The sequence below is a fragment of the Rhodococcus sp. GXMU-t2271 genome (assembly GCF_041414735.1).
GTDB classification, from domain to species: Bacteria; Actinomycetota; Actinomycetes; order Mycobacteriales; family Mycobacteriaceae; genus Rhodococcus; species Rhodococcus indonesiensis.
This window is the reverse complement of record NZ_JAUIZP010000036.1, coordinates 149,805-175,921: the sequence shown is the minus strand read 5'-3', so window position 1 is coordinate 175,921 and position 26,117 is coordinate 149,805. Positions and strand designations below refer to the sequence as shown.

At 71.1% G+C, this 26,117-nt stretch carries 26 protein-coding genes; 7 read left to right on the top strand and 19 right to left on the bottom strand.

Annotated features, from left to right (window positions below; translation table 11 throughout):
• The first annotated feature begins 76 nt into the window (after window positions 1-76).
• Window positions 77-688: a TetR/AcrR family transcriptional regulator gene (locus tag QYS60_RS14770; RefSeq protein ID WP_054374916.1), complete on the top strand. Its 612-nt coding sequence runs from the start codon at window positions 77-79 to the stop codon at window positions 686-688.
• A 13-nt stretch (window positions 689-701) separates the two neighbouring features.
• Here QYS60_RS14770 and QYS60_RS14765 read toward each other — a convergent pair whose 3' ends face one another.
• Both QYS60_RS14765 and QYS60_RS14760 read right to left on the bottom strand, forming a co-directional pair.
• Window positions 702-1,517: a glutamate racemase gene (locus tag QYS60_RS14765; protein ID WP_371383505.1), complete on the bottom strand. Its 816-nt coding sequence runs from the start codon at window positions 1,515-1,517 to the stop codon at window positions 702-704.
• Between the two features lie 31 nt (window positions 1,518-1,548).
• Window positions 1,549-2,739: an NAD(P)/FAD-dependent oxidoreductase gene (locus QYS60_RS14760; RefSeq protein WP_371383504.1), complete on the bottom strand. Its 1,191-nt coding sequence runs from the start codon at window positions 2,737-2,739 to the stop codon at window positions 1,549-1,551.
• A gap of 181 nt (window positions 2,740-2,920) precedes the next feature.
• On the opposite strand from QYS60_RS14760, the gene QYS60_RS14755 reads away from it, so the two are divergent.
• Genes QYS60_RS14755 through QYS60_RS14735 form a run of 5 tightly spaced genes read left to right on the top strand, consistent with a single transcriptional unit; the run spans window position 2,921 to window position 5,483 of the window.
• Window positions 2,921-3,382, top strand: a complete 462-nt coding sequence (locus tag QYS60_RS14755) for an Asp23/Gls24 family envelope stress response protein (RefSeq protein WP_003937670.1) — start codon at window positions 2,921-2,923, stop codon at window positions 3,380-3,382.
• Window positions 3,379-3,696: a hypothetical protein gene (locus tag QYS60_RS14750; protein ID WP_371383503.1), complete on the top strand. Its 318-nt coding sequence runs from the start codon at window positions 3,379-3,381 to the stop codon at window positions 3,694-3,696. The genes QYS60_RS14755 and QYS60_RS14750 overlap by 4 nt, the downstream gene beginning before the upstream one ends.
• Entirely contained in the window at window positions 3,693-3,887 is a 195-nt protein-coding gene (locus tag QYS60_RS14745; RefSeq protein ID WP_054374913.1) for a hypothetical protein, read from the top strand. The genes QYS60_RS14750 and QYS60_RS14745 overlap by 4 nt, the downstream gene beginning before the upstream one ends.
• On the top strand, window positions 3,880-4,917 hold the full coding sequence (locus tag QYS60_RS14740) for a DUF6286 domain-containing protein (RefSeq protein WP_371383502.1): 1,038 nt from the start codon (window positions 3,880-3,882) through the stop codon (window positions 4,915-4,917). The genes QYS60_RS14745 and QYS60_RS14740 overlap by 8 nt, the downstream gene beginning before the upstream one ends.
• Window positions 4,914-5,483, top strand: coding sequence for a hypothetical protein (locus QYS60_RS14735; protein WP_003937666.1), 570 nt, complete (start codon window positions 4,914-4,916; stop codon window positions 5,481-5,483). The genes QYS60_RS14740 and QYS60_RS14735 overlap by 4 nt, the downstream gene beginning before the upstream one ends.
• 264 nt (window positions 5,484-5,747) lie before the next feature.
• On the opposite strand, the gene tuf is transcribed toward QYS60_RS14735, so the two are convergent.
• From tuf to QYS60_RS14660, 15 genes are all read right to left on the bottom strand, one after another.
• Window positions 5,748-6,938, bottom strand: a complete 1,191-nt coding sequence (gene tuf / locus QYS60_RS14730) for an elongation factor Tu (protein ID WP_003937665.1) — start codon at window positions 6,936-6,938, stop codon at window positions 5,748-5,750.
• Window positions 6,939-7,033: 95 nt separating this feature from the next.
• Window positions 7,034-9,136 (bottom strand): elongation factor G, encoded by a 2,103-nt coding sequence (gene fusA, locus QYS60_RS14725; protein WP_003937664.1) that lies wholly within the window; start codon window positions 9,134-9,136, stop codon window positions 7,034-7,036.
• 147 nt (window positions 9,137-9,283) lie between these two features.
• Window positions 9,284-9,754 carry a 30S ribosomal protein S7 gene (gene rpsG / locus QYS60_RS14720; RefSeq protein ID WP_003937663.1) on the bottom strand — a complete coding sequence of 157 codons (471 nt, stop codon included), beginning with the start codon at window positions 9,752-9,754 and terminating at the stop codon, window positions 9,284-9,286.
• Window positions 9,754-10,128: a 30S ribosomal protein S12 gene (gene rpsL, locus QYS60_RS14715; RefSeq protein WP_003937662.1), complete on the bottom strand. Its 375-nt coding sequence runs from the start codon at window positions 10,126-10,128 to the stop codon at window positions 9,754-9,756. Before rpsL ends, rpsG begins: the two co-directional genes overlap by 1 nt.
• A 310-nt stretch (window positions 10,129-10,438) precedes the next feature.
• Window positions 10,439-10,963, bottom strand: coding sequence for a DUF3558 domain-containing protein (locus tag QYS60_RS14710; protein ID WP_371383513.1), 525 nt, complete (start codon window positions 10,961-10,963; stop codon window positions 10,439-10,441).
• Window positions 10,964-10,971: 8 nt separating this feature from the next.
• Window positions 10,972-11,514 carry a DUF3558 domain-containing protein gene (locus QYS60_RS14705; RefSeq protein ID WP_003937660.1) on the bottom strand — a complete coding sequence of 181 codons (543 nt, stop codon included), beginning with the start codon at window positions 11,512-11,514 and terminating at the stop codon, window positions 10,972-10,974.
• Between the two features lie 9 nt (window positions 11,515-11,523).
• Complete coding sequence (locus tag QYS60_RS14700; RefSeq protein WP_371383501.1) at window positions 11,524-12,153, bottom strand: TetR/AcrR family transcriptional regulator; 630 nt, start codon at window positions 12,151-12,153, stop codon at window positions 11,524-11,526.
• Entirely contained in the window at window positions 12,150-12,806 is a 657-nt protein-coding gene (locus QYS60_RS14695; RefSeq protein WP_003937658.1) for a TetR/AcrR family transcriptional regulator, read from the bottom strand. Before QYS60_RS14695 ends, QYS60_RS14700 begins: the two co-directional genes overlap by 4 nt.
• A gap of 162 nt (window positions 12,807-12,968) precedes the next feature.
• Complete coding sequence (locus tag QYS60_RS14690) at window positions 12,969-13,748, bottom strand: enoyl-CoA hydratase family protein (RefSeq protein WP_371383500.1); 780 nt, start codon at window positions 13,746-13,748, stop codon at window positions 12,969-12,971.
• A gap of 10 nt (window positions 13,749-13,758) precedes the next feature.
• Window positions 13,759-14,919: an acyl-CoA dehydrogenase family protein gene (locus tag QYS60_RS14685; protein ID WP_054373963.1), complete on the bottom strand. Its 1,161-nt coding sequence runs from the start codon at window positions 14,917-14,919 to the stop codon at window positions 13,759-13,761.
• Window positions 14,920-14,921: 2 nt separating this feature from the next.
• Complete coding sequence (locus tag QYS60_RS14680; protein ID WP_371383499.1) at window positions 14,922-17,057, bottom strand: biotin carboxylase N-terminal domain-containing protein; 2,136 nt, start codon at window positions 17,055-17,057, stop codon at window positions 14,922-14,924.
• 7 nt (window positions 17,058-17,064) lie between these two features.
• The gene (locus QYS60_RS14675; protein ID WP_371383498.1) at window positions 17,065-18,663 is read right to left on the bottom strand and encodes an acyl-CoA carboxylase subunit beta; all 1,599 of its coding nucleotides are present in this window, start codon (window positions 18,661-18,663) and stop codon (window positions 17,065-17,067) included.
• A complete protein-coding gene (locus QYS60_RS14670; RefSeq protein WP_003937653.1) occupies window positions 18,660-19,808 on the bottom strand; it encodes an acyl-CoA dehydrogenase family protein in 1,149 nt (382 codons plus the stop codon). Before QYS60_RS14670 ends, QYS60_RS14675 begins: the two co-directional genes overlap by 4 nt.
• Window positions 19,805-21,565, bottom strand: coding sequence for an acyclic terpene utilization AtuA family protein (locus QYS60_RS14665; RefSeq protein ID WP_371383497.1), 1,761 nt, complete (start codon window positions 21,563-21,565; stop codon window positions 19,805-19,807). Before QYS60_RS14665 ends, QYS60_RS14670 begins: the two co-directional genes overlap by 4 nt.
• Window positions 21,562-22,353, bottom strand: a complete 792-nt coding sequence (locus QYS60_RS14660; RefSeq protein WP_289381284.1) for a TIGR03084 family metal-binding protein — start codon at window positions 22,351-22,353, stop codon at window positions 21,562-21,564. The genes QYS60_RS14665 and QYS60_RS14660 overlap by 4 nt, the downstream gene beginning before the upstream one ends.
• 146 nt (window positions 22,354-22,499) lie before the next feature.
• Between QYS60_RS14660 and QYS60_RS14655 the strand changes: the two genes are divergently transcribed.
• Window positions 22,500-23,381 carry a DMT family transporter gene (locus QYS60_RS14655; protein ID WP_040783030.1) on the top strand — a complete coding sequence of 294 codons (882 nt, stop codon included), beginning with the start codon at window positions 22,500-22,502 and terminating at the stop codon, window positions 23,379-23,381.
• A gap of 25 nt (window positions 23,382-23,406) precedes the next feature.
• Here QYS60_RS14655 and QYS60_RS14650 read toward each other — a convergent pair whose 3' ends face one another.
• Complete coding sequence (locus QYS60_RS14650; RefSeq protein WP_371383512.1) at window positions 23,407-25,053, bottom strand: MFS transporter; 1,647 nt, start codon at window positions 25,051-25,053, stop codon at window positions 23,407-23,409.
• Window positions 25,054-25,171: 118 nt separating this feature from the next.
• Window positions 25,172-26,089: a LysR family transcriptional regulator gene (locus tag QYS60_RS14645; RefSeq protein WP_289381279.1), complete on the bottom strand. Its 918-nt coding sequence runs from the start codon at window positions 26,087-26,089 to the stop codon at window positions 25,172-25,174.
• Window positions 26,090-26,117: the final 28 nt, after the last annotated feature.

Here is a 26,117-nt window from a genome sequence, read left to right as displayed (position 1 = left end):
ACGGCCGGCATGCCGGCCGTCCGCCCACGCCCCTGGCGCCTTCACATTCCCGCCCGTGCCCCCGGAGGTGAACACCATGAGCACCCCGGGCTCGAAACCGCCGCGCCGTCGCGCCCGGCGGGACAACGCCGCGCGAGTGCACATCCTCGACGCCGCCGAAACCCTCTTCGCCGCACACGGCTTCGACGCCACCTCGACGACCGCGATCGCCGTCGCCGCCGACGTACCCAAGGGACTGATCTTCTACTACTTCCCCACCAAGGAATCGATCCTCGAGACGCTCGTCGCCGAGCGACTGCCCGCCGAACCGATCCAGGACGTCACCGGCCTCGTCTCCCCCGGCGACCCGGCGGCCAGTCTCGTCAACCTCGACGCCGCCCTCGACCTGCGCACCCACCACTCCTCGCTGCTCCGGGTCATCTGGCGTGAGGCCGAGAGCCATCCCGGCCTGCGCGCCCCGTTGCGCCGGCTGCGCACCTCCCTCCAGGAGGCCACCATGCGGGTCCTGCAGGCCAGCGTGCCCGGCCCGATACAACCGGGCACCCTGCGGACCTGTGCGACGACGTGGGTGTCGGCGATGTTCTCCGCGGCCACGGTCGACCGCCTGTTCGGTCTCGACGGCCCCTCCCCCGACGAACTCGGCGGCGTCGCGCGGCTCGTCGCCGCGGGCATGGCCGGGATGGGCTGAGCGGAACGACCGGTCAGCGCGTGCCGGCGCGTGGAGCGTCGTCGCCGGGCAGCCCCGCGGTCGGGTCACCGAGGCCGTCGACGAGCCCGCGGCCCGCCGGGTAGCCGAGGGCACCGGGGGGAAGCTCGCCGGGCCTGCCGCTCAGGAACACCTCGACCCGCCCGCTGCCCGCCCACGGCCGGCCGAGGGCGTCGATGCGCCGCAGAGTCTGTGCCGCCACCGCCTCGGCGCTGTCGAACAGGCGTACCCCGGGCGGCAGGTGCGCGGCGATGACGTCGGCCACCAGCGGGTAGTGGGTACAGCCGAGGACGACACCGCGCACGTCGGCCGGGGTCCGTTCCGCCGCCGCCGCGATCGCCGTGGCCGCGGCGGTCGTGTCGCCGCGGTCGATGGCGTCGGCGAGCCCGTGGCAGGCCACCCCCACCACTTTGCTGTCGCCGGCGAACCGCGCGACGAGGTCGGCCTGGTAGCGGCTGGCGGTGGTTGCGGCGGTGGCCCAGATCGCCACCGATTCGCACGCTGCGGCGGCCGGCTTGATCGCCGGCACGGTTCCGATCACCGGGATCTCGTCGCCGAGGGCCTCGCGCACATGCTCGAGCGCGGTCACGGACGCCGTGTTGCACGGCAGGACGACCACCTCGGCACCCCGGGTCACGGCCCGCTCCGCGGTGCGCACGACCCGGTCGATCACCCAGTGCCCGGGCTTCGGCCCCCACGGGGCGCCGTCCGGGTCCATCGACAGCATCAGGTCCAGTTCGGGACGCAATCGGCGCAGCCAGGCAGACGTCGGCAGCAGGCCGAGACCCGAGTCGATGAGCGCAACGATCACCCTACGAATCTAGCGGTCGCCGACTCGGCGGTTACGACGTGGGAGTGAGGATCTCCGTGATCGGCGCGCCCGCGGCGATCTTCCCCCGCATCTTCATCACCTGTCCGGCCAGCCCCGCGCCGACCACACCCGTCAGGCGGCCGTCCCGTTCGTAGTAGGCGAGGAACTTGCGGCCGTCGTCGCGCACCACGTGCACGGTGTCGTCGGCGCGGACCGCGCCGAGCGCCTGGATCTTCACGTCGTACTGATCGCTCCAGAAGTACGGCACCTGCGCGACCGGATCGCTCTCCGAGCCGAGGAGCGCGCCGGCGAGCACCTTCGCCTGCTCACCGGCGTTCGTCCAGTGCTCGAGCCGCGCGCGGGGGCCGTCCGAGACCTCCCAGGCCGCGACGTCGCCGACCGCCCACACGTGCGGGACGGACGTGCGGCCCACGCCGTCGCACACCACCCCGTCGTCCACGCGCACGCCCGAACCGTCGAGCCAGTCGGTGACCGGCACCGAGCCGATGCCGACGACGACCACATCCACCTCGAGTTCGGTGCCGTCACCGAGGACCGCCCCGGTGACCCGGCCGCCGCCGCGCACCTCTTGCACCCCGACGCCCGTGCGGACCTGCACGCCCTCCTCGGTGTGCAGCCGGGCGACCAGCGCGCCCACCTGCTCGCCGAGAACGGATGCGAGCGGGGCGGCCTGCGGCTCGACCAGTACCACGTCCATGCCCCGCCCCCGCAGACTCGCCGCGACCTCGCACCCGATGAATCCGCCGCCGACGACGAGCGCTCGTCCGCCCGGGACCACCGCAGCGCGCAGGGCCCGGCTGTCGTCCAACGACCGCAGCACGTGTACTCCGGCGAGCCCGGCCGTGCCGGGCAGCGGCCTCGGTCGCAGCCCGGTTGCGATGATCAGTTCGTCGAAGCCGACGCGCTGACCGTCGGACAGGGCGAGGGTACGAGTCGCCGGGTCGAGCCCGCGCGCCCGGACCCCCAGGCGCAGCTCGATGCGCTGGTCGTCGAAGAACTCCCGCGGCCGCAGTGTGGTGTCGTCGGTGCCGCCCCGGACCACCTCCTTCGACAGCGGCGGCCGGTCGTAGGGCAGGTGCGGTTCGTCGCCGATCAGGACGAGCTCCCCGTCGAATCCGCCGCCACGCAGTTCCTCGGCGACGCGCACCCCCGCCAATCCGGCCCCGACCACGACGATCCGCTGCGTACCCGTCACACCCACCCGCTCCGCCCTCTCCTCAGACAGTGACCCAGGCCACCGCAATCCGTGCAACTGTTTTACCAAATGCGCGGACCCCCGGACAGCGCGTCGTTCCTGCGCGAGCCGCGCCCCCCGCACCCGCCCGGAGTTACTACAGTCGGAGGGGACAGAACTTCATCCGGCAGGCCGACGAGGAGCCCCCATGACCAGCGACAGCGGCGCAGGCATCAGCCGCGTGCAGTTCGGCAACGGAATCACGCCGGGACCGGTCGATACGCAGGGGCGCACCATCATCGCCGACGCGGTCGTGGCGAAGATCGCCGGAATCGCGACCCGCGAGATCAGCGGTGTCTACGACGTCGGCGCCGGCACCGCACGCGTGGTCGGGGCGCTTCGGGACCGCATCCCCGGCGCGCGGATCAACCACGGGCAGGGCGTCGCCGTGGAGGTCGGCGAGAAGCAGGCGGCGATCGACATCGGCGTCGTCGCCGAATACGGCGTGGCCCTGCACGAACTCGCGGTCGCGATCCGCCACAACGTGATCACCGCCGTCGAACGGATGACCGGCCTCGAGGTCACCGAAGTCAACATCACCGTCTTCGACGTCGTGCTGTTCGACGAGGCCACGGGCGTCGCCGAAGACCTGAAACCCCGCGTCCAGTGACCACCCCCGCCGAGCCCGCAGAACTGGCCGCGGCCGCCGCCCTCAAGGTGCCCGGCGTCGCCGAGCTGCACGGCGGAGCCTTCGGCGAGGTCGCGACGTATCTGCCGGGCCGGCGTGTCACCGGGATCCGCCTCGGCGCGGACACGTGCGCGGTGCACATCGTCGTCGAGTACCCGGCCGACCTGTACGCCGTCGCGGCCGCCGTCCGGGACCGGCTCGGGCCGCTGGTCGGCGTCCCCGTCGACGTGACCATCGAAGACCTACGGATCCCGTCGCCCGACGGCGAGCACCCGACCAGTGAGGTGACCCCGTGAACCACACCCCTGTCAGCAACACCGCCATCGGACTCCTGGCGGGTCTGCTCCTCGCCCTCGCCGGCATCCTCGGCGGCTTCAGCGGCCTGCTGTTCGGCATCCTGCTCGGCGCCCTCGGCATGGCTGTCGGTGCCCACCGTGACGGCCTCCTCGACCTGGGCGCGCTGCTGCGGAGCCGGGGCCGTGGCTGACTCCAGGCCCACCGAGCCGGAGACGCTGCCGTCCCGGGCCGGCGCCGACGCGGTCGCTCCCGAGACGGTCGACCCCGTCGGGCACCGCGGACAGCTGGTGATCAAGGACCGCGCCGTCGAGCGGATCGCCGCGGCCGCCGCCCTCCAGGTGCCCGGGGTGATCCGCCAGCGCGGCGGACTCAGCCTGTTCACCGGGCGGGACCTGCCCCGCGCCGACGTCACCACCGGCGGCGGCGCCGTCGCGGTCAACCTGTACATCGCGGCCGAATGGCCCTACGACGCCGCCGCCCTCACCCGGCGGGTGCACGACGCAGTCGACCGTCAACTCCACGAGCTGACCGGTCTGCCGGTGCACGAACTCAACGTCCTCGTCGCCGCGACGTCCGTCGCCGAGGCGGCCGAACGCAGCGAACCGTCGGTGCCGGTCGAGTACACCGAGGCCGACATCGTCGCCCGGACCGAGTACCGGGCTCCGGTCCCGGTCGTCGCGCCGCTGCCGCCCCTCGCCCACCCGGCCGCGGCGCCGGCGGCCGCGCTCATCGCCGTGGGGGCACTGGCGCTCGCGTTCGCCGCGGCCCGGGAACTGCTCATCGTCCGCGGCACGTATGCGGGCGCGCCGTGGCTGCGGAACTCCTTCGAGTGGTTCGGCCGGCTGCACTGGCAGAGCTGGATCGCACCCGTCGCCGCGGCGCTGGTCTTGCTCGGGGTCGTGCTCGTGGTGGTGGCCGTCAAGCCGCGTCGCCGCACGCACGTGCCCCTGCAGGTGTCCGGACCGGTTCCCACGGTGTGGATGCGCCGAACCGACCTGGCCCGGATGTGCAGCGCCCACGCGTCGACGCTGCCCGGCGTGTACGCGGCCCGCACCGTCGTGGACCGTCGCCGGGCGCTGGTCAGCATCGTGGGATCGGGTGAGGAGTCGACCGCCGATCTGGTCGCCGCGGTCCGGGGCGCGGTGGCCCCGAACCTGGAACTGCTCGCCGAGCCGATCGCGCTCGTGGTGCAGGTGCATCGGCCGAGGACGGCGCGATGAAGCTGCGCACCGTCCTGGTCAACCGGTTGCTCACGTTCGCCGTGGGCGCCGCACTGCTCGGCGCCGGGGCGTTCGCGCTGGCCTGGCTCTGGCAGGTGAGTTTCGCCCGGGAATGGCTGGCCCGCCTGGACCGCCCGCGCATCATCGACATCCCGGACCAGTCCTGGTGGGAGGGCGCGCTGTGGACCGCCGTCGCCGTGGGCGTGACAATCGGGATCGTGCTCCTGGCGGTCAACTTCTCCCGGCGCCGGACGTCGCGGGTGCAGCTGTACGACGAGGTCACCGAGGCCACCCTGGCCGTGGAGCTCGGACCGGTGGCCGACGGCGTCGCCGGCGAGCTGGCGGCCCTGCCCGGGGTGCGGGCCACACGCAGCCGGGCCGTCGTCGAGCGCCACCTGCCGACCCTGTCGATCACGGTGTATGCGGATCCGAACATCGACGTCGCCGACTTCACCGCCCGTGCCGAGGAAACCGCCGAGCGGGCCGCCCGCGCGCTGGGCGGGGCCCGGGTGGCGACGCAGGTGCTGCTGCACCTGGATCCGGCTCACCCCGAACCCGCCGCGTAGCCGCTCCCCCACTGCCCGAGCCCACTGCCCGAGCCCCCTCTGCCCGAGCCCCCTCTGCCCGAGCCCACTGCCGGAGCCGCCGCCGGCCGAGCTGAGCGAATGTCTCGCGTACCGCGGCTTATCGGCTCGGCGATCTGTTCGCTCGACGCCGGAAACGCCGAACGGCGCCCACCCCGAAGGATGGACGCCGTTCGACGTCAGCGAGAACCAGCTCACTCGATGATCGCGTAGGCGGTGCCTACTTGATGATCGCGTAGGCGGTGCCTACTTGATGATCTTCGTGACGCGACCGGCGCCGACGGTGCGGCCACCCTCGCGGATCGCGAAGCGCAGGCCCTCGTCCATGGCGACCGGCTGGATCAGAACGACCGACATCTCGGTGTTGTCGCCCGGCATGACCATCTCGGTGCCCTCGGGAAGGGTCACAACGCCCGTCACGTCCGTAGTACGGAAGTAGAACTGCGGACGGTAGTTGTTGAAGAACGGCGTGTGGCGGCCGCCCTCCTCCTTGTTGAGGATGTAGGCCTGGCCCTCGAACTCCGTGTGCGGAGTGGTGGTGCCCGGCTTCACGACGACCTGGCCGCGCTCGACGTCCTCGCGCTTGATGCCGCGGACCAGCAGACCGACGTTGTCGCCGGCCTGGCCCTGGTCGAGCAGCTTGCGGAACATCTCGATGCCCGTGACCGTGGTCTTGGTCGAGGTCGGACGGATACCGACGATCTCGACCTCCTCGTTCACGTTGATGACACCGCGCTCGATGCGGCCGGTGACGACCGTGCCACGACCGGTGATGGTGAAGACGTCCTCGACGGGCATGAGGAACGGCTTGTCGGTCTCACGAACCGGATCCGGGATGGACTCGTCGACGGCGTCCATCAGGTCCTCGATGGACTTGACCCACTTCTCGTCGCCCTCGAGCGCCTTGAGCGCCGAGATCGGGATGACCGGGGCGTTCTCGTCGAACTCCTGGGCGGCCAGCAGCTCGCGGACCTCCATCTCGACGAGCTCGAGGATTTCCTCGTCGTCGACCATGTCGGCCTTGTTCAGGGCGACCAGGATGTAGGGCACACCGACCTGACGGGCGAGCAGCACGTGCTCGCGAGTCTGCGGCATCGGGCCGTCGGTGGCGGCCACGACCAGGATCGCGCCGTCCATCTGAGCCGCACCGGTGATCATGTTCTTGATGTAGTCGGCGTGACCCGGGGCGTCGACGTGCGCGTAGTGGCGCTTCTCGGTCTGGTACTCGACGTGGGAGATGTTGATCGTGATACCACGAGCCTTCTCCTCCGGAGCCTTGTCGATCTGGTCGAACGCGAAGCTCTCGTTCAGGTCCGGGTACTTGTCGGCGAGCACCTTGGTGATGGCAGCCGTGGTGGTGGTCTTGCCGTGGTCGACGTGACCGATGGTGCCGATGTTCACGTGCGGCTTGGTCCGCTCGAACTTCGCCTTCGCCACTTGAGGGTCCTCCTGGACTGTTGTTGCTTGCAGTATGCAGCAGTGCGGTTTTGTTACTTACTTGGTCGTGCAGCCGACCGGTTCTGCAACCGAGGTTACTCGCCGGTCGCCTTGGCGATGATTTCCTTCGAGACGTTCGACGGAACCTCAGCGTAGGAATCGAACACCATGGAGAAGTTCGCGCGACCCTGGGTCTTCGACCGCAGGTCACCGATGTAACCGAACATCTCCGAGAGCGGAACCAGCGCCTTCACGACACGGGCACCACTGCGTTCCTCCATGGCCTGGATCTGGCCACGGCGGGAGTTGAGGTCGCCGATCACTTCACCCATGTAGTCCTCGGGGGTGGTGACCTCGACAGCCATGAGCGGCTCGAGGATGACCGGCGCGGCCTTGCGCGCAGCCTCCTTCAGAGCCTGCGAACCGGCGATCTTGAACGCCATTTCCGACGAGTCCACGTCGTGGTAGGCGCCGTCGAGCAGGGTGACCTTGACGTTCACCAGCGGGTACCCGGCGAGCACGCCGTACTGCATCGCGTCCTGCGCACCGGCGTCGACCGACGGGATGTACTCGCGGGGCACGCGACCACCGGTGACCTTGTTCTCGAACTCGTAGGTCGCGCCGTCCTCGCCCACGAACGGCTCGAGGGCGATGATGACCTTCGCGAACTGGCCGGAACCGCCGGTCTGCTTCTTGTGCGTGAACTCGAGCTTCTCGACCGGCTTGGTGATGGTCTCGCGGTACGCCACCTGCGGCTTGCCGACGTTGGCCTCGACCTTGAACTCGCGACGCATCCGGTCGACGAGGATGTCGAGGTGGAGCTCGCCCATGCCGCCGATGACGGTCTGGCCGGTCTCCTCGTCGAGCTCGACGGAGAAGGTGGGATCCTCCTCGGCCAGCTTCTGGATCGCGGTGCCCAGCTTCTCCTGGTCGGACTTGGTCTTCGGCTCGATGGAGACCTGGATGACCGGGTCCGGGAAGGTCATGGACTCGAGCACGATCGGGGCGTCCTGCGCGCACAGGGTGTCGCCGGTCGTGGTGTCCTTCAGGCCGATCATCGCGTAGATGTGGCCGGCCACCGCCTCGTCGACCGGGTTCTCCTTGTTGGCGTGCATCTGGAACAGCTTGCCGATGCGCTCCTTCTTGCCCTTGGTGGCGTTGAGCACCTGGGCGCCGGGCTCGATGCGACCGGAGTACACGCGCACGAAGGTCAGCTTGCCGAAGAACGGGTGCGCGGCGATCTTGAACGCCAGCGCGGAGAAGGGCTCGTCCTTGCTCGGCTTGCGAGTGAGGGTCTCCTCCTCGTCGCCGAGCTTGTGTCCCTCGACCTCGCCGATGTCGAGCGGGTTCGGCAGGTAGTCGATGACCGCGTCGAGCATGGGCTGGATGCCCTTGTTCTTGAACGCGGACCCGCACAGCACCGGGTACAGCTCGGAGGCGACGGTCAGCTTCCGGATGGCGCCCTTGATCTCGGCGACGGTCAGTTCCTCGCCACCGAAGTACTTCTCCATGAGCTCTTCGTCGCTCTCGGCGACCGTCTCGAGCAGCTTCTCGCGGTACTCGGCGGCCTTGTCGGCCAGGTCCGCGGGGATCTCCTCGACGGTCGGCTCGGCGCCGATCTCGACGGTGCCACGCCAGGTGTAGGCCTTCATCTCGACCAGGTCGACGACGCCGTCGAACGCGTCCTCGGCACCGATCGGCAGCTGCAGGACGAGCGGCTTGGCGCCGAGGCGGTCGATGATGGTCTGGACCGTGAAGTAGAAGTCCGCGCCCATCTTGTCCATCTTGTTGACGAAGCAGATGCGCGGAACGTCGTACTTGGCAGCCTGCCGCCAGACCTGCTCGGACTGCGGCTCGACGCCCTCCTTGCCGTCGAACACGGCGACCGCGCCGTCGAGGACGCGCAGCGACCGCTCGACCTCGACCGTGAAGTCGACGTGGCCGGGGGTGTCGATGATGTTGATCTGGTTCTTGTTCCAGAAGCAGGTCACCGCGGCGGAGGTGATGGTGATGCCGCGTTCCTTCTCCTGCTCCATCCAGTCGGTGGTCGACGCACCGTCGTGGGTCTCACCGATCTTGTAGTTCACACCGGTGTAGAAGAGGATGCGCTCGGTCGTCGTGGTCTTGCCGGCATCGATGTGCGCCATGATGCCGATGTTGCGGACCTTGTTCAGGTCGGTCAGCACTTCCTGTGCCACAGGTAACCCCGCTCGTAGCTCGTGTCGGTCCTAGGGTGCGGACCAGTGTTCTCGGATGTTCAGCCGGCCTTGAGGGACCGACACAGTTGTGCGAGCGGCCGGCCGGGAGGATGTCGGTAGCACCGGACCCTCCCGACCGGCAGCGACTCACCAGCGGTAGTGCGCGAACGCCTTGTTGGCCTCGGCCATCTTGTGGGTGTCCTCGCGACGCTTCACGGACGCACCCAGACCGTTGCTGGCGTCGAGGAGCTCGTTCGCGAGACGCTCGACCATCGTCTTCTCACGACGCTGACGCGAGAAGGTGACCAGCCACCGCAGCGCGAGGGTGGTCGAACGGCCGGGACGAACCTCGACCGGCACCTGGTAGGTGGCGCCACCGACACGGCGGCTGCGCACCTCGAGGGCGGGCTTGACGTTGTCCAGCGCGCGCTTGAGGGTGACGACCGGATCGGTGCCGGTCTTCTCGCGCGCCCGCTCGAGTGCCTCGTAGACGATGCGCTCGGCGGTGGACTTCTTGCCGTCCAGCAGGATCTTGTTGACCAGCTGGGTGACCAGCGGCGACCCGTAGACCGGGTCGGCGATCAGGGGACGCTTCGGAGCGGGACCCTTACGTGGCATCAGCCCTTCTCCTTCTTCGCGCCGTAGCGGCTGCGCGCCTGCTTGCGGTTCTTGACACCCTGGGTGTCGAGCGAACCGCGGATGATCTTGTAGCGGACACCGGGGAGGTCCTTCACACGACCACCGCGCACGAGCACCATCGAGTGCTCCTGCAGGTTGTGACCCTCACCCGGGATGTACGCGGTGACCTCGACGGAGCTGGTCAGACGCACGCGGGCGACCTTCCGGAGCGCCGAGTTCGGCTTCTTCGGGGTGGTGGTGTACACGCGAGTGCACACGCCGCGACGCTGCGGGCTGCCCTTGAGGGCCGCGGTCTTGACCTTGGCGGCCTTGTCGCGGCGGCCCTTGCGGACCAGCTGATTGATGGTTGGCATCTACCGGCTTTCTCGTTGTCTGAAGACTGCTCGCACGAGCAACCTTGGCTGTTCTGAAATTAGGGATCCATCGGTTGGGGCAAGAGAGCTGCTGCCCCGCACCCACCCCTCGTGTGCACACGAGGTCGGGCGTGTCGCGTACCCCCACACAGGCAGCCGGGGGCTCGCTCCTGCGGAGATTCCACAGACCGCGCGCACGGCACTACCTCGCATAGGCACACAGATCGGCCCGGGCATGCCGGACACGACCCACAACGATACCCGGCGGCGCGGCGCGAGGTCAAAGCGAGTCGCGGGGGTCCGCCGGCGCTCAACTGCTGAGGTCGAGGGTCAGTCGGGCCAGCGTGACGGCCGCCGCACACGGATCCGGGGACTGCGGGCCGGGGGCGTACTGGACCCACCAGCCGAAGATCCCTGTCGTGGACGCTCCCGCCGAGATCCCGCAGGACGCCGGGTCGTCGGGCGGGCGCATCAGCACGGCCCGCCGGCCCTCCACGGTCGTGTTCTCCACCGCGTACCCCAGCCGTTGCGCCGTCCCCCGCTCGGTGTCCAGCGAACCCGTCTCGAACCAGTTGAAGGTGATCTTCGCCGCCCCGCCCGCAGTGTCCCACCGGCAGATCGCCCCGAAGAAGCCCCGCTCGACCGCCTCCACGCCGACCGCCTCGGCGATCTGCTCGTCGGTGACGGCGTCGCACTCAGTGAGCAGGCGGGTGAACTCGGCGGAGGCGCCACCCGATCCGGCCCCCTGCGGCACCGCCTGCCCCTCGATCGTGCTGCCGCATCCGGCGAGCGTCGCAGCCAGGACCAGCACCGCCGGCAGGGCCGCCGCCCGCATCGTCCGCGTCACTCCTGTGCCCTTTCCGCGCTGAGCTCGGCCAGGTCGCGGGCCACCACGCACGCGTCCGCGGCCGGGGTGAAGGACCCGTACGTCACGGACCAGTGCACGAAGTCGCCGCCGAACTGCACGCCGATCTCGCACAGCACGGTCTGCCCGACGTCGTTCTGTGCCGAGCCCTGGAAGCCGGGTCTGCCGTCGATCTCCACGTCGATCGCGGGCCGGCCGATCAGGTCGGAACCGGCTCGTTCGCGGCCGATCGGGCTGCCGCGGTACCAGGAGAACGTCACGCTCGGGCCGCCCGCCCCGACCAGCTCCCATTCGCACCCCACCGAGTTGCGGGTGATCTGTGCGAACGACCCCAACCCGAAGGCCCGGGCCACCTCGTCGTCGGTGACCGACCCGCACGCACCGAAGAACGGGCCCGGCTCGGTCACCGCCAGCGTGGGCGCCGCGCCCGGAGCCGGGGTCTCGGCCGCATCCGAACCGCACCCGGCGACGACGGCACCGACGAGCCCGAGGACCGCGACCGTGGCCGGCTTGGGAAGCATGACACCAACCTAACCGGCCGGGTGCTGCGCCGCCGCACGCTGCCGGGCCGCGTCGAGCACCGTGTCGAGCTGCGCGGCCCAGTGCTTCACGATCTCGGCCCGACGCCGCGAGTCGTCGGTGAGGACGTCGGCGAGGCCGAGGCCGCGCGCGAGGTCGAGGGTCGCCTGCACCATGCGGTGCACCGTCGGGTCGACCTCGTCCACGCCGAGCTGCTCGACGGCGACCCGGTGGGCGACGCGGCCGAAGTGTTCCTCGAGCGGGACGATGCGGGCCCGCAGTTCGGGATCGGCGGCCGCGGCCGTCCACACCTGCAGCGCCGCCTTGAACAGGCTGCCGGTGTAGTAGTCGACGAGCCGGCGCACCACCGCCTCGGTACGGGCGACGCCGACGGGCATGTCGACGGGCTCGCGGCGGGCGAGGTCCATCCGGCTGTCGAACATGAACTCGAGCGCCGCGGTGATCAGGTCCTCCCGGGTCGGGAAGTGGTGCTGCGCGGCGCCCCGGGAGACCCCCGCCCGTTCGGCGACGACGCCCACGGTGGTCGCGCCCCACCCCAGCTCCGCGAGGCATTCGATGCTCGCCTCGAGCAGCCGGCGGCGGGTGACCCGGCTCCGATCCTGTTTGGGCTGGCGGGTCATCGCGGCGCGTCCTCGCCGGTGGCGGCCGTGGGTTCGTCGTCCACGAGGACCTGTTCGAGCTGACGGCGCCACACCGCCAGCTGAGGTTCGGTCAGCGGGTCGCGCGGGTCGATGGCGTAGCCGAGGGCCGCCCCGCGCATCGCCTGGTAGATCAGGTCACGCACCTCCACGAACCGGGGGCGGTTCGCGATCTCGGGACCGAAGTTCGCCGTCGTCTGCTCCTTGATCATCCGCCCCAGGATGCGTTCGAGCGGCAGCAACTCGGCCCGGAGTTCCTCGTGGCCGCGGGCGGCGAGCCACAGTTCCATCGAGGCCCAGAAGTACGGCTGCCGGAAGTGCCACCACATCCGGTCGACCGCGGCGGCGATCCGTGCGATCGGGTCGGTGGGCCAGGGGCGGTCTCGGTCGAGCCCCTGAACCCCCTGGGCGGCGAGGTGATGCACGGCGGCGACGAGCAGCGCGTCCCGCGACGGGTAGTGGTGCAGCAGCCGTCCGCGGGACACGCCGGCTGCCTGCTGGATGCGCACCGTGGTGGCGTTGGAGTAGCCGTGCTCGACCAGCACGGCCACCGCCGCATCGAGGATCCGCTTGCGGGTGGCGCGGCTGCGTTCCTGCTCGCCGCGACGGCGGGTGTCCGGGGACGGGCTGCTCATGGCGATCAGATTAGGCAGACCGCCGCGCCGGCTCGCGGAGGGTGACCGTCCACGTGAGGCACCCGGGACGGGTGCCGCCGACGACCGCCCGCACGTGCGCGCCCGACCCGGCCGATCTCGACCACGTCCCGGTCGGGTCCGGCCGGGACGACGGACCGTCCCTCACGGACGGCTCCACGCCGGTGGCCGCTTCTGCAGGAACGCGGTCATCCCCTCGACGGCCTCCGGCGAGCCGAACAGCCGCGCCGACTGCTCCGCCAGCTCCTCCCCGTACCGGTCGAAGTCGGCGAGCATCCGCATCGTGGTCAGCCTCTTGGATTCGCCCAGCCCCTGCGGGGAACACTCGCGCAGCTGGGCGAGGATCTCTGCCACCGCGGCCCGCGGCTCGTCGGTGTCGACGGTGACCAGGCCGATCGCCGCCGCGACCTCCGGCCCGAACCGCTCCCCGGTGAGGAAGTAGCGGCTCGCGGCGCGGGAGGTGAGCCGAGGCAGCACCGTCAGCGAGATGATCGACGCGGCCAACCCCAGCCGGGCCTCGGTCAACGCGAACGTCGACCGCGGCCCGGCGACGGCGAGATCGCACGCGCCGACCAACCCCATGCCGCCGGCGCGCACGTGCCCGTCGATCCGCCCGATCACCGGTTTGGGCAGCTCCAGGATCGAGCGCAGCACCGCCGTCATCTCCCGGGTCCGGGCGGCGGCCGCCGCCGCGGCGCCACCCTCCGCGGCGCTCGCCTCGCTCAGGTCGGCCCCGGCACAGAAGGTGCCGCCCTCGTGGGTGAGCACGACGGCGCGGACCCCGTCGTCGGCGGCCGCGTCGGCAAGTCCCTGCCGGAGCTGCGCGACGAGCCTGGCGGAGATCGCGTTGCGGTTGTGCGGCGAGTCGAGAGTGAGGGTGGCGAAACCCTCGCTCACCTCGTACCGGACGAATGTCTCGGACACCGGCGCTCCCTCAGTACGACCGCGGCAGACCCAGCGAGTGCTGGGACACGAAGTTGAGGATCATTTCCCGGCTGACCGGCGCCACCCGTGCGATACGCGCGGCGCCGAGCATCGCGGCCAGCCCGTACTCCCGCGTGAGCCCGCCCCCGCCGTGGGTCTGGATCGCCTGGTCGAGCGATTTGATGCTGGCTTCGGCCGCGGCGTACTTGGCCATGTTCGCGGCTTCGGCGGCACCGAAGTCGTCACCGCTGTCGTACAGCACCGCCGCCTTCTGCATCATCAGCTTCGCCAGCTCGAGCTCGATCTTGCACTGGGCGAGCGGGTGTGCGATGCCCTGGTGTGCCCCGATCGGCGACTTCCACACGGTGCGTTCGTTGGCGTACCGCACCGCGGCGTCCAGGGCGTAGCGGCCCATCCCGACGGCCATCGCCGCGCCGAGGATCCGCTCGGGATTCAGACCGGCGAACAACTGCATCAGCGCCGCGTCCGGCTCTCCCACCAGCGCGTCCGCCGGCAGTCGCACGTCGTCGAGGAACAGGGTGAACTGGTGGTCCGGCTCGACGATGTCCATCTCCATCGGCGTCTTGACGAAGTTCTCGGCATCGGTCGGGACGATGAACAGGGCCGGCCGCAACTTGCCGCTCTTCGCGTCCTCGGTGCGGGCGACGACGAGCACCGCGTCGGCCTGGTCCACGCCGGAGATGTAGATCTTGCTGCCGTGCAGGATCCAGTCCTCGCCGTCGCGGCGTGCGACGGTGGTGATCTGGTGCGAGTTGGACCCGGCGTCGGGCTCGGTGATGCCGAACGCCATGATCTTCGAGCCGTCGGCGAGCCCGGGCAGCCAGCGCTGCTTCTGCTCGTCGGTGCCGAACTTGGCGATGATGGTGCCGCAGATGGCGGGTGAGACGACCACCAGCAGCAGCCCGCAGCCCTGCGCGGCGAGTTCCTCCTGCACCAGGGCGAGTTCGTAGATGCCGGCCCCACCGCCGCCGAATTCCTCCGGCAGGTTCACACCCAGGAACCCCAGAGCGGCGGCCTCGCGCCACAGCTCGGTCAACGGTTCGCCCTTGCGGGCCTTCGGCAGCACGTAGTCGGTGTAGTTGTAGCGCTTGGCCAGGCCCGCGACCGCGGCCCGCAGTTGCTTCTGCTCGTCGGTTTCGATGACGCTCATGGTTACTCCTCGATGTCGGCCGGGGCGGACGGTTCGCCGGACTCGGCGGGGGTGACGACGGCCAGCACGGCGCCCAGTTCGACCTGGGTGCCGACGGCGACGGGCAGTTCGGTGAGCACGCCCGCGGTGGGGGCCTTGACGATGTGTTCCATCTTCATCGCCTCGAGCCACAGGACCGGTTGCCCCGCGTCGACCGCGTCGCCGACCGCGGCCCCGATCCGGATCACCGACCCGGGCATCGGCGCGAGCAGCGATCCCGCGGCGACGTGGGCCGAGGGTTCGACGAACCGCGGGATCGCGCGCAGCCGTACCGGACCGAGCGAGGAGTCCACGTGCACCGCGTCGTTGTAGCGCGCGACGTGGAACTGCCGCTGCACGCCGTCGATCGCAAGCACCACCCGGCGCGCACCGTGCGCGACGAGGACGACGCCCGTATGGCCGTCGGCGACCAGACCGTACCGGGTGAGCCGGTACCGCACCTCGTGTTCACCGTGGTCACCGTCGTACCGCTTGACCTGGGGCTGCGACGGCAGGTTGCGCCAGCCGCTCGGCAGGCCGCGGGCGACCGTTGCCGCCGCACGACGAGCGGCGGCGTCGGCCAGGGCGGCGGCGAGCGCGGACAGCGACTCGGCGGCGGCGTCGGCGAGCGGCGCGGCGAGCGTGGCGAGCCCGTGGGTGTCGAAGAAGGCGGTGTCGGTGTTTCCGGCCAGGAACCCGGGATGCCGGAGCACGTTCACGAGCAGGTCCCGGTTGGTGCGCAGACCGTGCACCTCGGCGCGGGCCAGCGACGTCTCGAGCATGCGGGCCGCGCGGTCCCGGGTCGGGGCGTAGGCGATCACCTTCGCGAGCATCGGGTCGTAGTGCACGCCCACCACCGAGCCGTCCTGCACGCCGGCGTCCAGCCGCAGCCCGGGTCCGGTCAGCACCTCGAACTCGGCGACACGACCGGGCAGGGCGAGGCGGTGCACCGTGCCGGACTGCGGCCGCCAGTCCTGAGCGGGATCCTCCGCGTAGAGCCGCACCTCGATCGAATGTCCGCTCGCCTGCGGCGGTTCGGGATCGAGACGGCCGCCGGCAGCAATCTGCAGCTGCAGGTCGACGAGGTCGAGCCCGGTGGTGCACTCGGTGACCGGGTGCTCGACCTGCAGCCGGGTGTTCATCTCGAGGAAGAAGAACTCACCCTCCGCGGTGACATCCCCCGTCGCTCCGCTCGCCCCGGTGACACCCCCCGTCGCTCCGCTCGCCCCGGTGACACCCCCCGTCGCTCCGCTCGCCCCGGTGACATCCCCCGTCGCTCCGCTCGCCCCGGTCGCGAGGAACTCGACCGTCCCGGCGCCCTCGTAGTCGATGGCGTGCGCGGCGCGCCGGGCTGCCTCGAACAGCCGCTCCCGCATGCCGGGCGTGGCGTCGACGAGCGGCGACGGGGCCTCCTCGACCACCTTCTGATGGCGGCGCTGGATCGAGCATTCGCGCTCCCCCACCGCCCACACGGTGCCGTGCCGGTCCGCGAGAACCTGCACTTCGATGTGCCGGCCCGTTTCGAGGTAGCGCTCACAGAACACCGTCGGGTCGCCGAACGCGGACTGCGCCTCGCGTCGCGCCGCCGCGAGCTGGTCGGACAGTTCGGCCAGGTCGCGGACGATCCGCATGCCGCGGCCGCCGCCGCCGGCGGAAGCCTTGATCAGCACGGGCAGGTCGGCCTCGGTCACCGCGGCCGGGTCCAGCTCGGCCAGCACCGGCACGCCGGCGTCGGCCATGATCTTCTTGGCCTCGACCTTCGAACCCATCCGGGCGATGGAGTCCGGGTCCGGCCCGATCCAGGTCAGTCCCGCGTCGAGGACCGCTCTCGCGAATTCGGCGTTCTCCGAGAGGAACCCGTATCCGGGGTGGATCGCGTCGGCCCCCGCCGCGCGGGCGGCGGCGATGATCGCCTCGCCGTGGAGGTAGGTGTCGGCGGGGGCGGTGCCGGGCAGGTGCACCGCGACGTCCGCCTCCGTGACGTGCGGACTGTCGGCGTCCGCGTCGGAGAACACGGCGACGGTGCCGAGGCCGGCGCGCCGGCAGGAGGCGAACACGCGGCGGGCGATCTCGCCGCGATTGGCGACGAGCACGGTGGTGACGGTGTCGGAACGGTTCACTGCTGCCTCACATCCGGAAGACACCGAAGCTGTCGGTGCCCTCGATCGGCGCGTTGGCGATGGCCGACAGGCACATCCCCACCACGGTGCGGGTGTCGCGCGGGTCGATGACCCCGTCGTCGTAGAGCCGGCCGGACAGGAACATCGGCAGCGACTCCGCCTCGATCTGGTTCTCGATCGCCGCGCGCATCGCCTCGTCGGCGGCCTCGTCGAACGCCTGTCCGCGCGCCTCGGCAGCGGCCCGTCCGACGATGGAGATGACGCCCGCGAGCTGTGCGCCGCCCATCACCGCGGACTTGGCGCTGGGCCAGGCGAACAGGAACCGCGGGTCGAAGGCACGACCGCACATCCCGTAGTGGCCGGCACCGTAGGAGGCGCCGAGCAGGATCGAGATGTGCGGCACCGTCGAGTTGGAGACCGCGTTGATCATCATCGAGCCGTGCTTGATCATGCCGCGTTCCTCGTACTCGCGGCCGACCATGTAGCCGGTGGTGTTGTGCAGGAACAGCAGCGGGGTGTTCGCACGGTTCGCGAGCTGGATGAACTGGGTGGCCTTCTGGGATTCCTCGCTGAACAGCACGCCGCGGGCGTTGGCGAGGATTCCCACCGGGTAGCCGTGCAGACGAGCCCAGCCGGTGACGAGCGACGAACCGTAGAGCGGTTTGAACTCGTCGAAGTCGGAATCGTCGACGATACGGGCGATCACCTCGCGCGGGTCGAACGGCACCTTGAGGTCGGCGGGCACGATGCCGAGCAGTTCCTCGGGATCGTGCCGGGGTTCGCGCACCTCCGGGTGGGGTTCGGGGCCCTGCTTGCGCCAGTTCAGACGACGGACGATGCCCCGGCCGATCCGGATCGCGTCGGGTTCGTCGACCGCGTAGTAGTCGGCCAGCCCGGAGGTGCGGGCGTGCATCTCCGCTCCGCCGAGGGATTCGTCGTCGGATTCCTCGCCGGTGGCCATCTTCACCAGGGGCGGCCCGGCGAGGAACACCTTCGACCGCTTCTCGATCATCACCACGTGGTCCGACATGCCGGGTATGTACGCGCCGCCCGCGGTGGAATTGCCGAATACCAGGGCAATGGTCGGGATTCCGGCGGCGGACAGCTGCGTCAGGTCGCGGAACATGCGCCCGCCGGGGATGAACACCTCCTTCTGGGTGGGCAGGTCGGCACCACCCGACTCGACGAGGGAGATGACCGGCAGCCGGTTCTGCATCGCGATGTCGTTGGCGCGGAACCCTTTCCGCAGAGTCCAGGGATTGCTCGTACCGCCGCGGACGGTGGGGTCGTTGGCGACGATCAGGCATTCGACGCCCTCGACGACGCCGATTCCGGTGACGGTACTGCCGCCGACCGGGAACTCGGTGCCCCAGGCGGCGAGCGGGGAGAGCTCGAGGAACGGCGAGTCGGGGTCGAGGAGCAGTTCGATCCGTTCGCGCGGCAGCAGCTTGCCGCGTTCGTGATGCCGCCGGACGTACTTCTCCCCGCCGCCGGCAAGGGCCTTGGCGTGTTCGGCTTCGAGTTCTGCCAGCTGGGCGGTCATCGCCTCGGCCGCGGCGGCGTACTCCGCCGAGGACGGGTCGACGGTCGTCTGCAGGACGCTCACGCGGTGTACCCCAATCGTTTCGCGGCAAGTTCGGTGAGGATCTCGGTGGTACCGCCGCCGATACCGAGGATGCGCATGTCGCGGTACTGTCGTTCGACCTCGGACTCGGCCATGTAGCCCAGGCCGCCGAAGAGCTGCACGGCCTGGTGCGCGACCCACTCCCCGGCCTCGACGGCGGTGTTCTTGGCGAAGCACACCTCGGCGACGAGGTCGCCGTCACCGACGAGGGACCGCTCGACGACGCGCCGGCCGTACACCCGCGCGACGTCGATCCGCCGGGCCATCTCGGCGAGGGTGCGCTGTACCGACTGCCGGGAGATCAGGGGCCGGCCGAACGTCTCGCGGTCCCGGCACCAGGCCACGGTCAGGTCCAGGCACCGCTGCGCGCTCGAGTAGGCCTGCGCGGCGAGGGCGATCCTCTCGGAGACGAAGGCCTGCGCGATCTGCGCGAAGCCGCTGTTCTCGGCTCCGACGAGATTGGCGACCGGCACGCGCACACCGGCGAACGACAGTTCCGCGGTGTCGGAGGCACGCCAGCCCATCTTGTCCAGTTTGCGCGAGACGGTGAATCCCGGTGTGCCCTTTTCGATCACGAGCAACGAGACGCCACCGGCGCCGGGGCCGCCGGTGCGCACAGCGGTGACGACGAAGTCGGCGCGGCAGCCGGAGGTGATGTAGGTCTTGGCGCCGTCGACGATGTAGTGATCGCCGTCGCGGACGGCGGTGGTGGTCAGGTGCCCGACGTCGGAGCCGCCGCCGGGTTCGGTGATCGCGAGGGAACCGACGAGCTCACCGGCGAGAGTCGGCGCGACCCACTTGCCGATCTGCGCCTCGTCGCCGGCGGCGACGAGGTGCGGCAGGGCGATGCCGCAGGTGAACAGGGAGGCGAACGCCCCGCCGGAGGCGCCGGCCTCGTGGAAGGCCTCGCACACGGTGAGGCTGTCCGCCGCGTCGCCCCCGGCGCCGCCGACGGCCTCGGGGAATCCGGCGCCGAGCAGGCCGAGCGCAGCAGCCTTCTTGTGCAGTTCGCGGGGCAGTTCGCCGTCGCGCTCCCACGCGGCGAGATGCGGCAGGATCTCGCGCCGGACGAAGGAATGGACCGTCGAGCGCAGCTCGCGGCGTTCGGGTGTGTCCCAGATGCTCACTCGGTGTTCTTCCTCTCGGGGTTCTCCGTCCCGTCGCCGTCCAGGAGGGTCTCGGGGATGTAGAGGTATCGGCTGCGCAGCCACTCGCCGAGGCCCTTCGCCTGCGGGTCGAAGCGGGCCTGCGAGGCGACGCCGCGGCCGAGGATGCCCTCGACCACGAAGTTCACCGCCCGCAGGTTCGGCAGCACATGACGCGTCACGGTCAGGTTCTTCGCTTCGGGCAGCAGTGTTTTCAGCGTGTCGACGGTGAGGGTGTGCACCAGCCACCGCCACTGGTCGCCGGTGCGCACCCACACCCCCACGTTCGCGTCGCCACCCTTGTCGCCGCTGCGGGCGCCGGCGACGAGCCCGAGCGGCGCGTGCCGTACGGGCCCGGGTGGTAGCGGATCGGGAAGTTCGGGTTCGCCGACAGGTTCGAGTGCACGCGTCGGGGTGACGCACGCAATCGGGATTCGGCCGCCGTCCGGCAGCACCGCGGTGTGCGGCACTTCGGCGGCATCGACGTAGCCGGGGGTGAACACCGCGTACGGCTGCCCGTTGCCGGGCGGGGCGGTCAGCGAGAAACCGGGGTAGCTGGCGAGCGCGTACTCGACGGCGACCGACGAGAAGGCGCGGCCGACGACCTTCGGGTCGCGGTCGCGCACGGTGCAGCGCAGCAGGGCGCTGGCCGCCTCCTCGGTGTCGGCGTCCGGATGGTCGGTGCGGGCGAGGGTCCACTCGAGCTCGGCAGGCCGGGTGGTCAGGTCCGCCTCCACCTGCCATCGCACCAGCGCGGCCTTGGCCTCGATGTCGAGGCCGGTGAGGACGAACACCGCTTCGTTCCGGAAGCCGGCGAGGGCGTTGAGGGAGACCTTCAGCGTGGGTGGCGGCGCCTCGCCGCGGACGCCGCTGATCCGGACCCGGTCCGGCCCGTCCTGGGTGAGCCGGACGGTGTCGAGGCGGGTGGTGACGTCGGGACCGGCGTAGCGGCCACCGGTCACCTCGTACAACAGCTGGGCGGTCACGGTGCCGACGGTGACGGCGCCGCCGGTGCCGGGATGCTTGGTGATCGTGGAACTTCCGTCGGCCTCGATCTCGGCGATCGGGAAGCCCGGCCGGTCGAGATCGGCGATCTCGGTGAAGAAGGCGTAGTTGCCGCCGGTCGCCTGGGCGCCGCACTCGATCACGTGCCCAGCCGCCACCGCGCCCGCGAGAGCGTCGAAATCGTCCCGGGCCCAACCGAAATGGGCCGCCGCGGGCCCGACGATCACCGAGGCGTCGGTGACCCGGCCGGTGACGACGAGGTCGGCGCCGGCGTTCAGGCATTCCGCGATACCCCAGGCGCCGAGGTAGGCGTTGGCAGTCAGCGGCGGTGGATCGGCGGCCAGACCGAGTTCGGCGGCCCGGGCGATGAGGTCGTCGCCCTCGACGTGGGCGACGGCGACGTCGAGTCCGAGCCGGCCGGCGAGGTCGCGCACGGCCGTCGCCAGCCCGGCGGGGTTGAGCCCCCCGGCATTGGCGACGATCTTCACTCCCTTGTCGACGGCGAGCCCGAGACAATCCTCGAGTTGCCGCAGGAACGTCTTGGCATAACCGAGCTCCGGGTCCTTCATCCGGTCCCGGCCGAGGATGAGCATGGTCAGCTCGGCGAGATAATCGCCGGTCAGGTAGTCGAGTTCGCCGCCCTCGAGCATCTCCCGCATGGCCCTGAGCCGGTCACCGTAGAAGCCGGAACAGTTTCCGATGCGCACCGCACGGCCCGCCGGCTGCGCGTTCACGCGTTCGCTCCGTCCGGGGTGCGACCGGCGCCGGGCGGCCCGGCGAATGCCTGAGCGAGGTCGAGCCACGCATCCGCGTCCGGTCCGGTGGCGACGAGGTCGGTGTCGGCGCGGTGGACCCGCTGGGTCACCAGGCGGCAGAAGTCGAGGGCGGATCCCGTGACGGTCTGGGTGGCGCCCTCGGGACCCCAGGTCCATTCCTGCCCGTCGGGGGCGGTGAGCCGGACGTGGAACGACCCGGCCGGCGGGGTGCGCCCGTGCACGGTGAACGCGAAGTCGCGGGTGCGGACACCGAGATGGGCGATGTGGCGCAGCCGGTGCGTGGGCGTGCGGGTGACGCCCAGCGCGTCGGCCACGTCGGAGCCGTGCGCCCAGGTCTCCATCAACCGCGCGGTGGCCATCGAGGCCGCACTCATGGGCGGGCCGTACCAGACGATCTTGGTCCCGGTGGGGACGGCCGCGAGGGCGTCGGCGAGGGCGCGCCGCGCCGCACGCCAGTCGGCGAGCAGTTCGGCCGGCGGCCGACGGGCCTGTTCCCGCGCCCCGTCGTCGACGAAGCGGTCCGGGTCGGTGATCTCGCCGAGCCCGGCGACGAACGCCTCCGGGTCTTCGACGGCGGTGAGGGCGGCGCGGTCGGTCCACAGCAGGTGTCCGACCTGGTGGGCGATGGTCCAGCCCTCGGCGGGCGTCGAGGTCGTCCAGCGCTCGTCCGGAAGGTCGGCGACGAGGGCGTCGAGGTCGTCGCCCTCGGCACGCAGGTCGTCGAGAAGCGGTTGCAGCTCCGTCATGCGACCAGAGTCACACCCCCGGCAGCAAAAATCAAGCTCTCATGATTGTTTTTTGGTCGGCGTCGCCCCTGCTGCCGATCGTGCTGCCGTGCGGCAACATTCGTCGCACGCGGGACGACGGATCCCCCAGACCTTCCGGAGGATGCATGAGCGGCACGGCATGGACGCCACGAGGCGGCAGCCGGACCGTGCCCGTCGCGGCCGTGCTCGGCTCGGTGCTCTCCCTGCAGTTCGGTGCGGCCTTCGCCAGCACCCTGTTCGACGACGTCGGCGCCCTCGGCACGGTCACGCTGCGGCTGACGCTCGCCGCGGTGATCCTGTGGGCGGTGGTACGGCCGTCGGTGCGGCACTGGGGCCGGGCGCAGTGGCGGGGCGCGGTCGCCCTCGGAGTGAGTCTGGCCGCGATGAACGGCTTCTTCTATGTGGCGATCGCGCGACTCCCGCTCGCGGCGGCGGTCACGATCGAGTTCCTCGGACCACTCACCCTCGCCGCGGTGCTCTCCCGCCGCCCACGGGACGCGCTGTGGGTGGCACTCGCGCTGGCCGGGGTGGCCCTCCTCGGGGCGCGCGGCCTCGGCGGGGACGGCGGCGCTCTCGACCCGGTGGGGGTCGGATTCGCGCTGCTCGCCGCGGCCGGCTGGGCCTGGTACATCGTCGCGGGCTCGCACGTGGCCGCCACCGTATCCGGCGCGGCGGGCCTGACCGTCGCCACCACCGTCGCTGCGGTGCTCGTCCTTCCCTTCGGTCTCGGGACCGCGGGCGCCGGCCTGGCCGACCCTGCGATCCTCGCCGCCGGAGCGGTGGTGGCCCTACTGTCCTCCGTGATCCCCTACAGCCTGGAAATGCGGGCGCTGCGCGATCTGCCGAGAAACGTGTTCGCCATCCTCATCGCTCTCGAACCGGCCGCGGCGGCCCTGGCGGGCGCGCTGGTGCTCGGCCAGTGGGTCCAGCCCATCGCGGCGGCAGGCATCGCGCTGGTGGTCGTCGCCGGAATCGGCGCCCTGCACGGCAGCGGGGAGCCGCGCTGACCCGGCACGGCAGCAGCGAGCCGCGCTAACGGTCCACGTCGCCGGGCTGGGCCTCCGACCGGCCGTCCGCCGCCGGCTCGGCGCGTTCGTCCGCCGCCGGCTCGGCGCCTTCGTCCTGAGCGCGGTACGACGCGAGCAGCCGTCTTTCGGTGTCGCGCTTCGGGAAGGCGAAGAACACCAGGACGGCACCGGCGGCGACGACGAGAAGAGCGGCGGTGTACGCCTTCGTGTCCCCGGCCAGGAACGCTGCGCGCGCCGCAGCCATGATGGCGTCGGCGTACTGCGGATACCGCTCGGCGAGATCGGCGGCACTCGCGAACGACTTGGTCAGCGCAGCCTGTGTCTGGCTGCTGATCTCGTCCGCGTCCGGTGACGACGAGATCGCCGCCGAGATCGACGACACGTACCCGGCGGTGAGCAACGCCCCGAGGACCGACTGCATCACGGCCCCGCCCAGATCCCGCTGCAGGTCGGCGGTCGCCGACGCCATCCCGGCGCGGGTCACCGGTACCGAGCCGGTGAGCGAGCGCGAGGCGGGCGTGCCGGCGAGACCCACCCCGACCCCGACGAAGGCGTACGCGAGGGCGATCTGCCAGTAGCTGGAGGTCTCGTCCCACATCGTCAGTGCGACGGCGAGCCCGAGGAGGATGAACGCGTAGCCGAGCAGCAATGTGGTGCGGGCACCCCGGCTCTCGACCAGACGGGCCGAGTACGGAGCCACGACGAGCATGCACGCTGCGGCGGGGAGGATCGTCGACCCGGCGGCGAGCGTGGAGTAACCGAGGACGTTCTGCAGGAACTGCTGTCCGACGAACATCACCCCCATCAGGGTTCCGAACACGATGATGCCTGCCACCGCAGCCACCCAGAACGTCGGCCGCGCGGCCACCTTCAGGTCGAACAGCGGCTCGGGGACCCGCCGCTGCCGCCACACGAACACCGCGCCCGCGACGGCGGTGACGGCCGCGCCGACCAGAGCCGCCGTGCCGCTGCCGCTCTCGGGTGCGAGGTTGACCGTTATCACGAGCGCCGCCACGAACAGCACCGACACGACTCCGCCGACATGGTCGACCGGGCCGGTGGTCTCGTTGACGTGGGCGGGAATCAGCACAGCCGCCGCCACGAGGGCGACGACGGCGAGCGGCAGGGTGATCAGGAAGGCCGAGCCCCAGTAGAAGTACTCGAGGAGCAGTCCGGACAACAGCGGTCCGAGCGCGGCGATCGCCCCGCCGGTCGCCGACCACAACGCGATCGCGCGGGTCCGTGAGGCTCCGGACCACAAGGCGGTGATCAGCGCCAGAGTCGTGGGATACGCCAGTCCCGCGGCGAGGCCGCCGGCCAGCCGGGCCGCGAACAGCACCTCGACGTTCGGCGCGAAGGCCGCCAGCAGACACGCGGGTATCGACAGGGCGACACCGAGCACGAGCAACTGCTTGCGGCCGTAGCGGTCCCCGAGCGCCCCCAGGTACAGCACCGACGCGGCCAGACCCAGCGAATACCCGACCGCGACCAGGTTCAGTTCCGTCTGGCTCGCGTCGAAGGCCCGGCCGATCGCGGGCAGCGCGATGTTGGCCACCGAGAGATTGAGGTTGGCGACGGTGGCGACGAGGATCAGCGTCGCGAGAACCGCACCCGCTCGCTGCGGGCGACGATCGATCTCGGCGACCGTCACAGCCTCGGCCCGCGCGATGCGTCCATGTCTCACTCCCGATGGCAGCGTCCCCGTCTGGCAGCGTCCCCGTCGATCATGATGACGCATCCGGACGCCGGACCAGGGGCGATCGGGGCGATCAGGCGCCGCGGACGATCATCCGCACCAGTTCTCCGGCCGGCCCGGCGAGCTTGCGAGGGGGGCGCCACACCGCGCGCAGGGTGCGGGCCAGATCGAGGCCTTCGACGTCGACGGCCCGCAGTTCCCCGGCCGCGACATGGTCGGCCACGGCCAAGGTGCTCAGCACGGCCGGGCCCACGCCCCCGAGCGCCGCGGTGCGTACCGCGGCGCCGCTGCCGAGTTCGAGCAGCGGTGCCGGCCGATCGAACTCGCGCAGGGCAAGGTCCAGCGTGTGCCGCGTCCCCGAGCCCTCCTCGCGCACGACGAGCGGTGTCGCGGCCAGTTCGGCGACGGTGAGCGGTCGCCGGCGTCGTGCCCAGGGATGAGCCGGCGTGACGACCACCACGAGCCGATCCTGCGCCACCGGCGTGCTGTGCAGTCCCGGTGGGACGGCGGGAGCTTCGACGAATCCGACGTGGCAGCGGCCCGCCGCGACCGCGTCGCACACCTGCCGCGAGTTGTGGACCTGCAACTGGATGTGCACGTCGTCGCGGAGACCGCGGAAGCGGCCCAGCCAGCGCGGGATGAGGTGTTCGGCGACGGTCATGCTGGCCGCCACGGTCAGTTCGGCCTGCCGGTCGCTGCGCAACGCCGCCGCGGCGTCGAGTAGTCGACGGGCGTCGGTGAGGGTCTGTCGCGCCCAGTGCGCGACGACGGTGCCCTCCGGGGTGAGCGCAGAGCCGGCGCGTCCCCGGCGCACGAGCACGGCCCCGAGCTGCTTCTCGAGGCGGCGTACCGCACGGCTGGCATTGGGTTGCGCGACACCGGCGGCGCGGGCAGCCGCCCCGAGCCCGCCGTGGTCGTCGATGCCGACGAGCAGTTCGAGGGCGGCGAGGTCCGGCCAGCGGACCGTAGGCGACGGAGGTGGCTGCGTCATGCGCGAATGATATGGCCGTTCCCGGCAG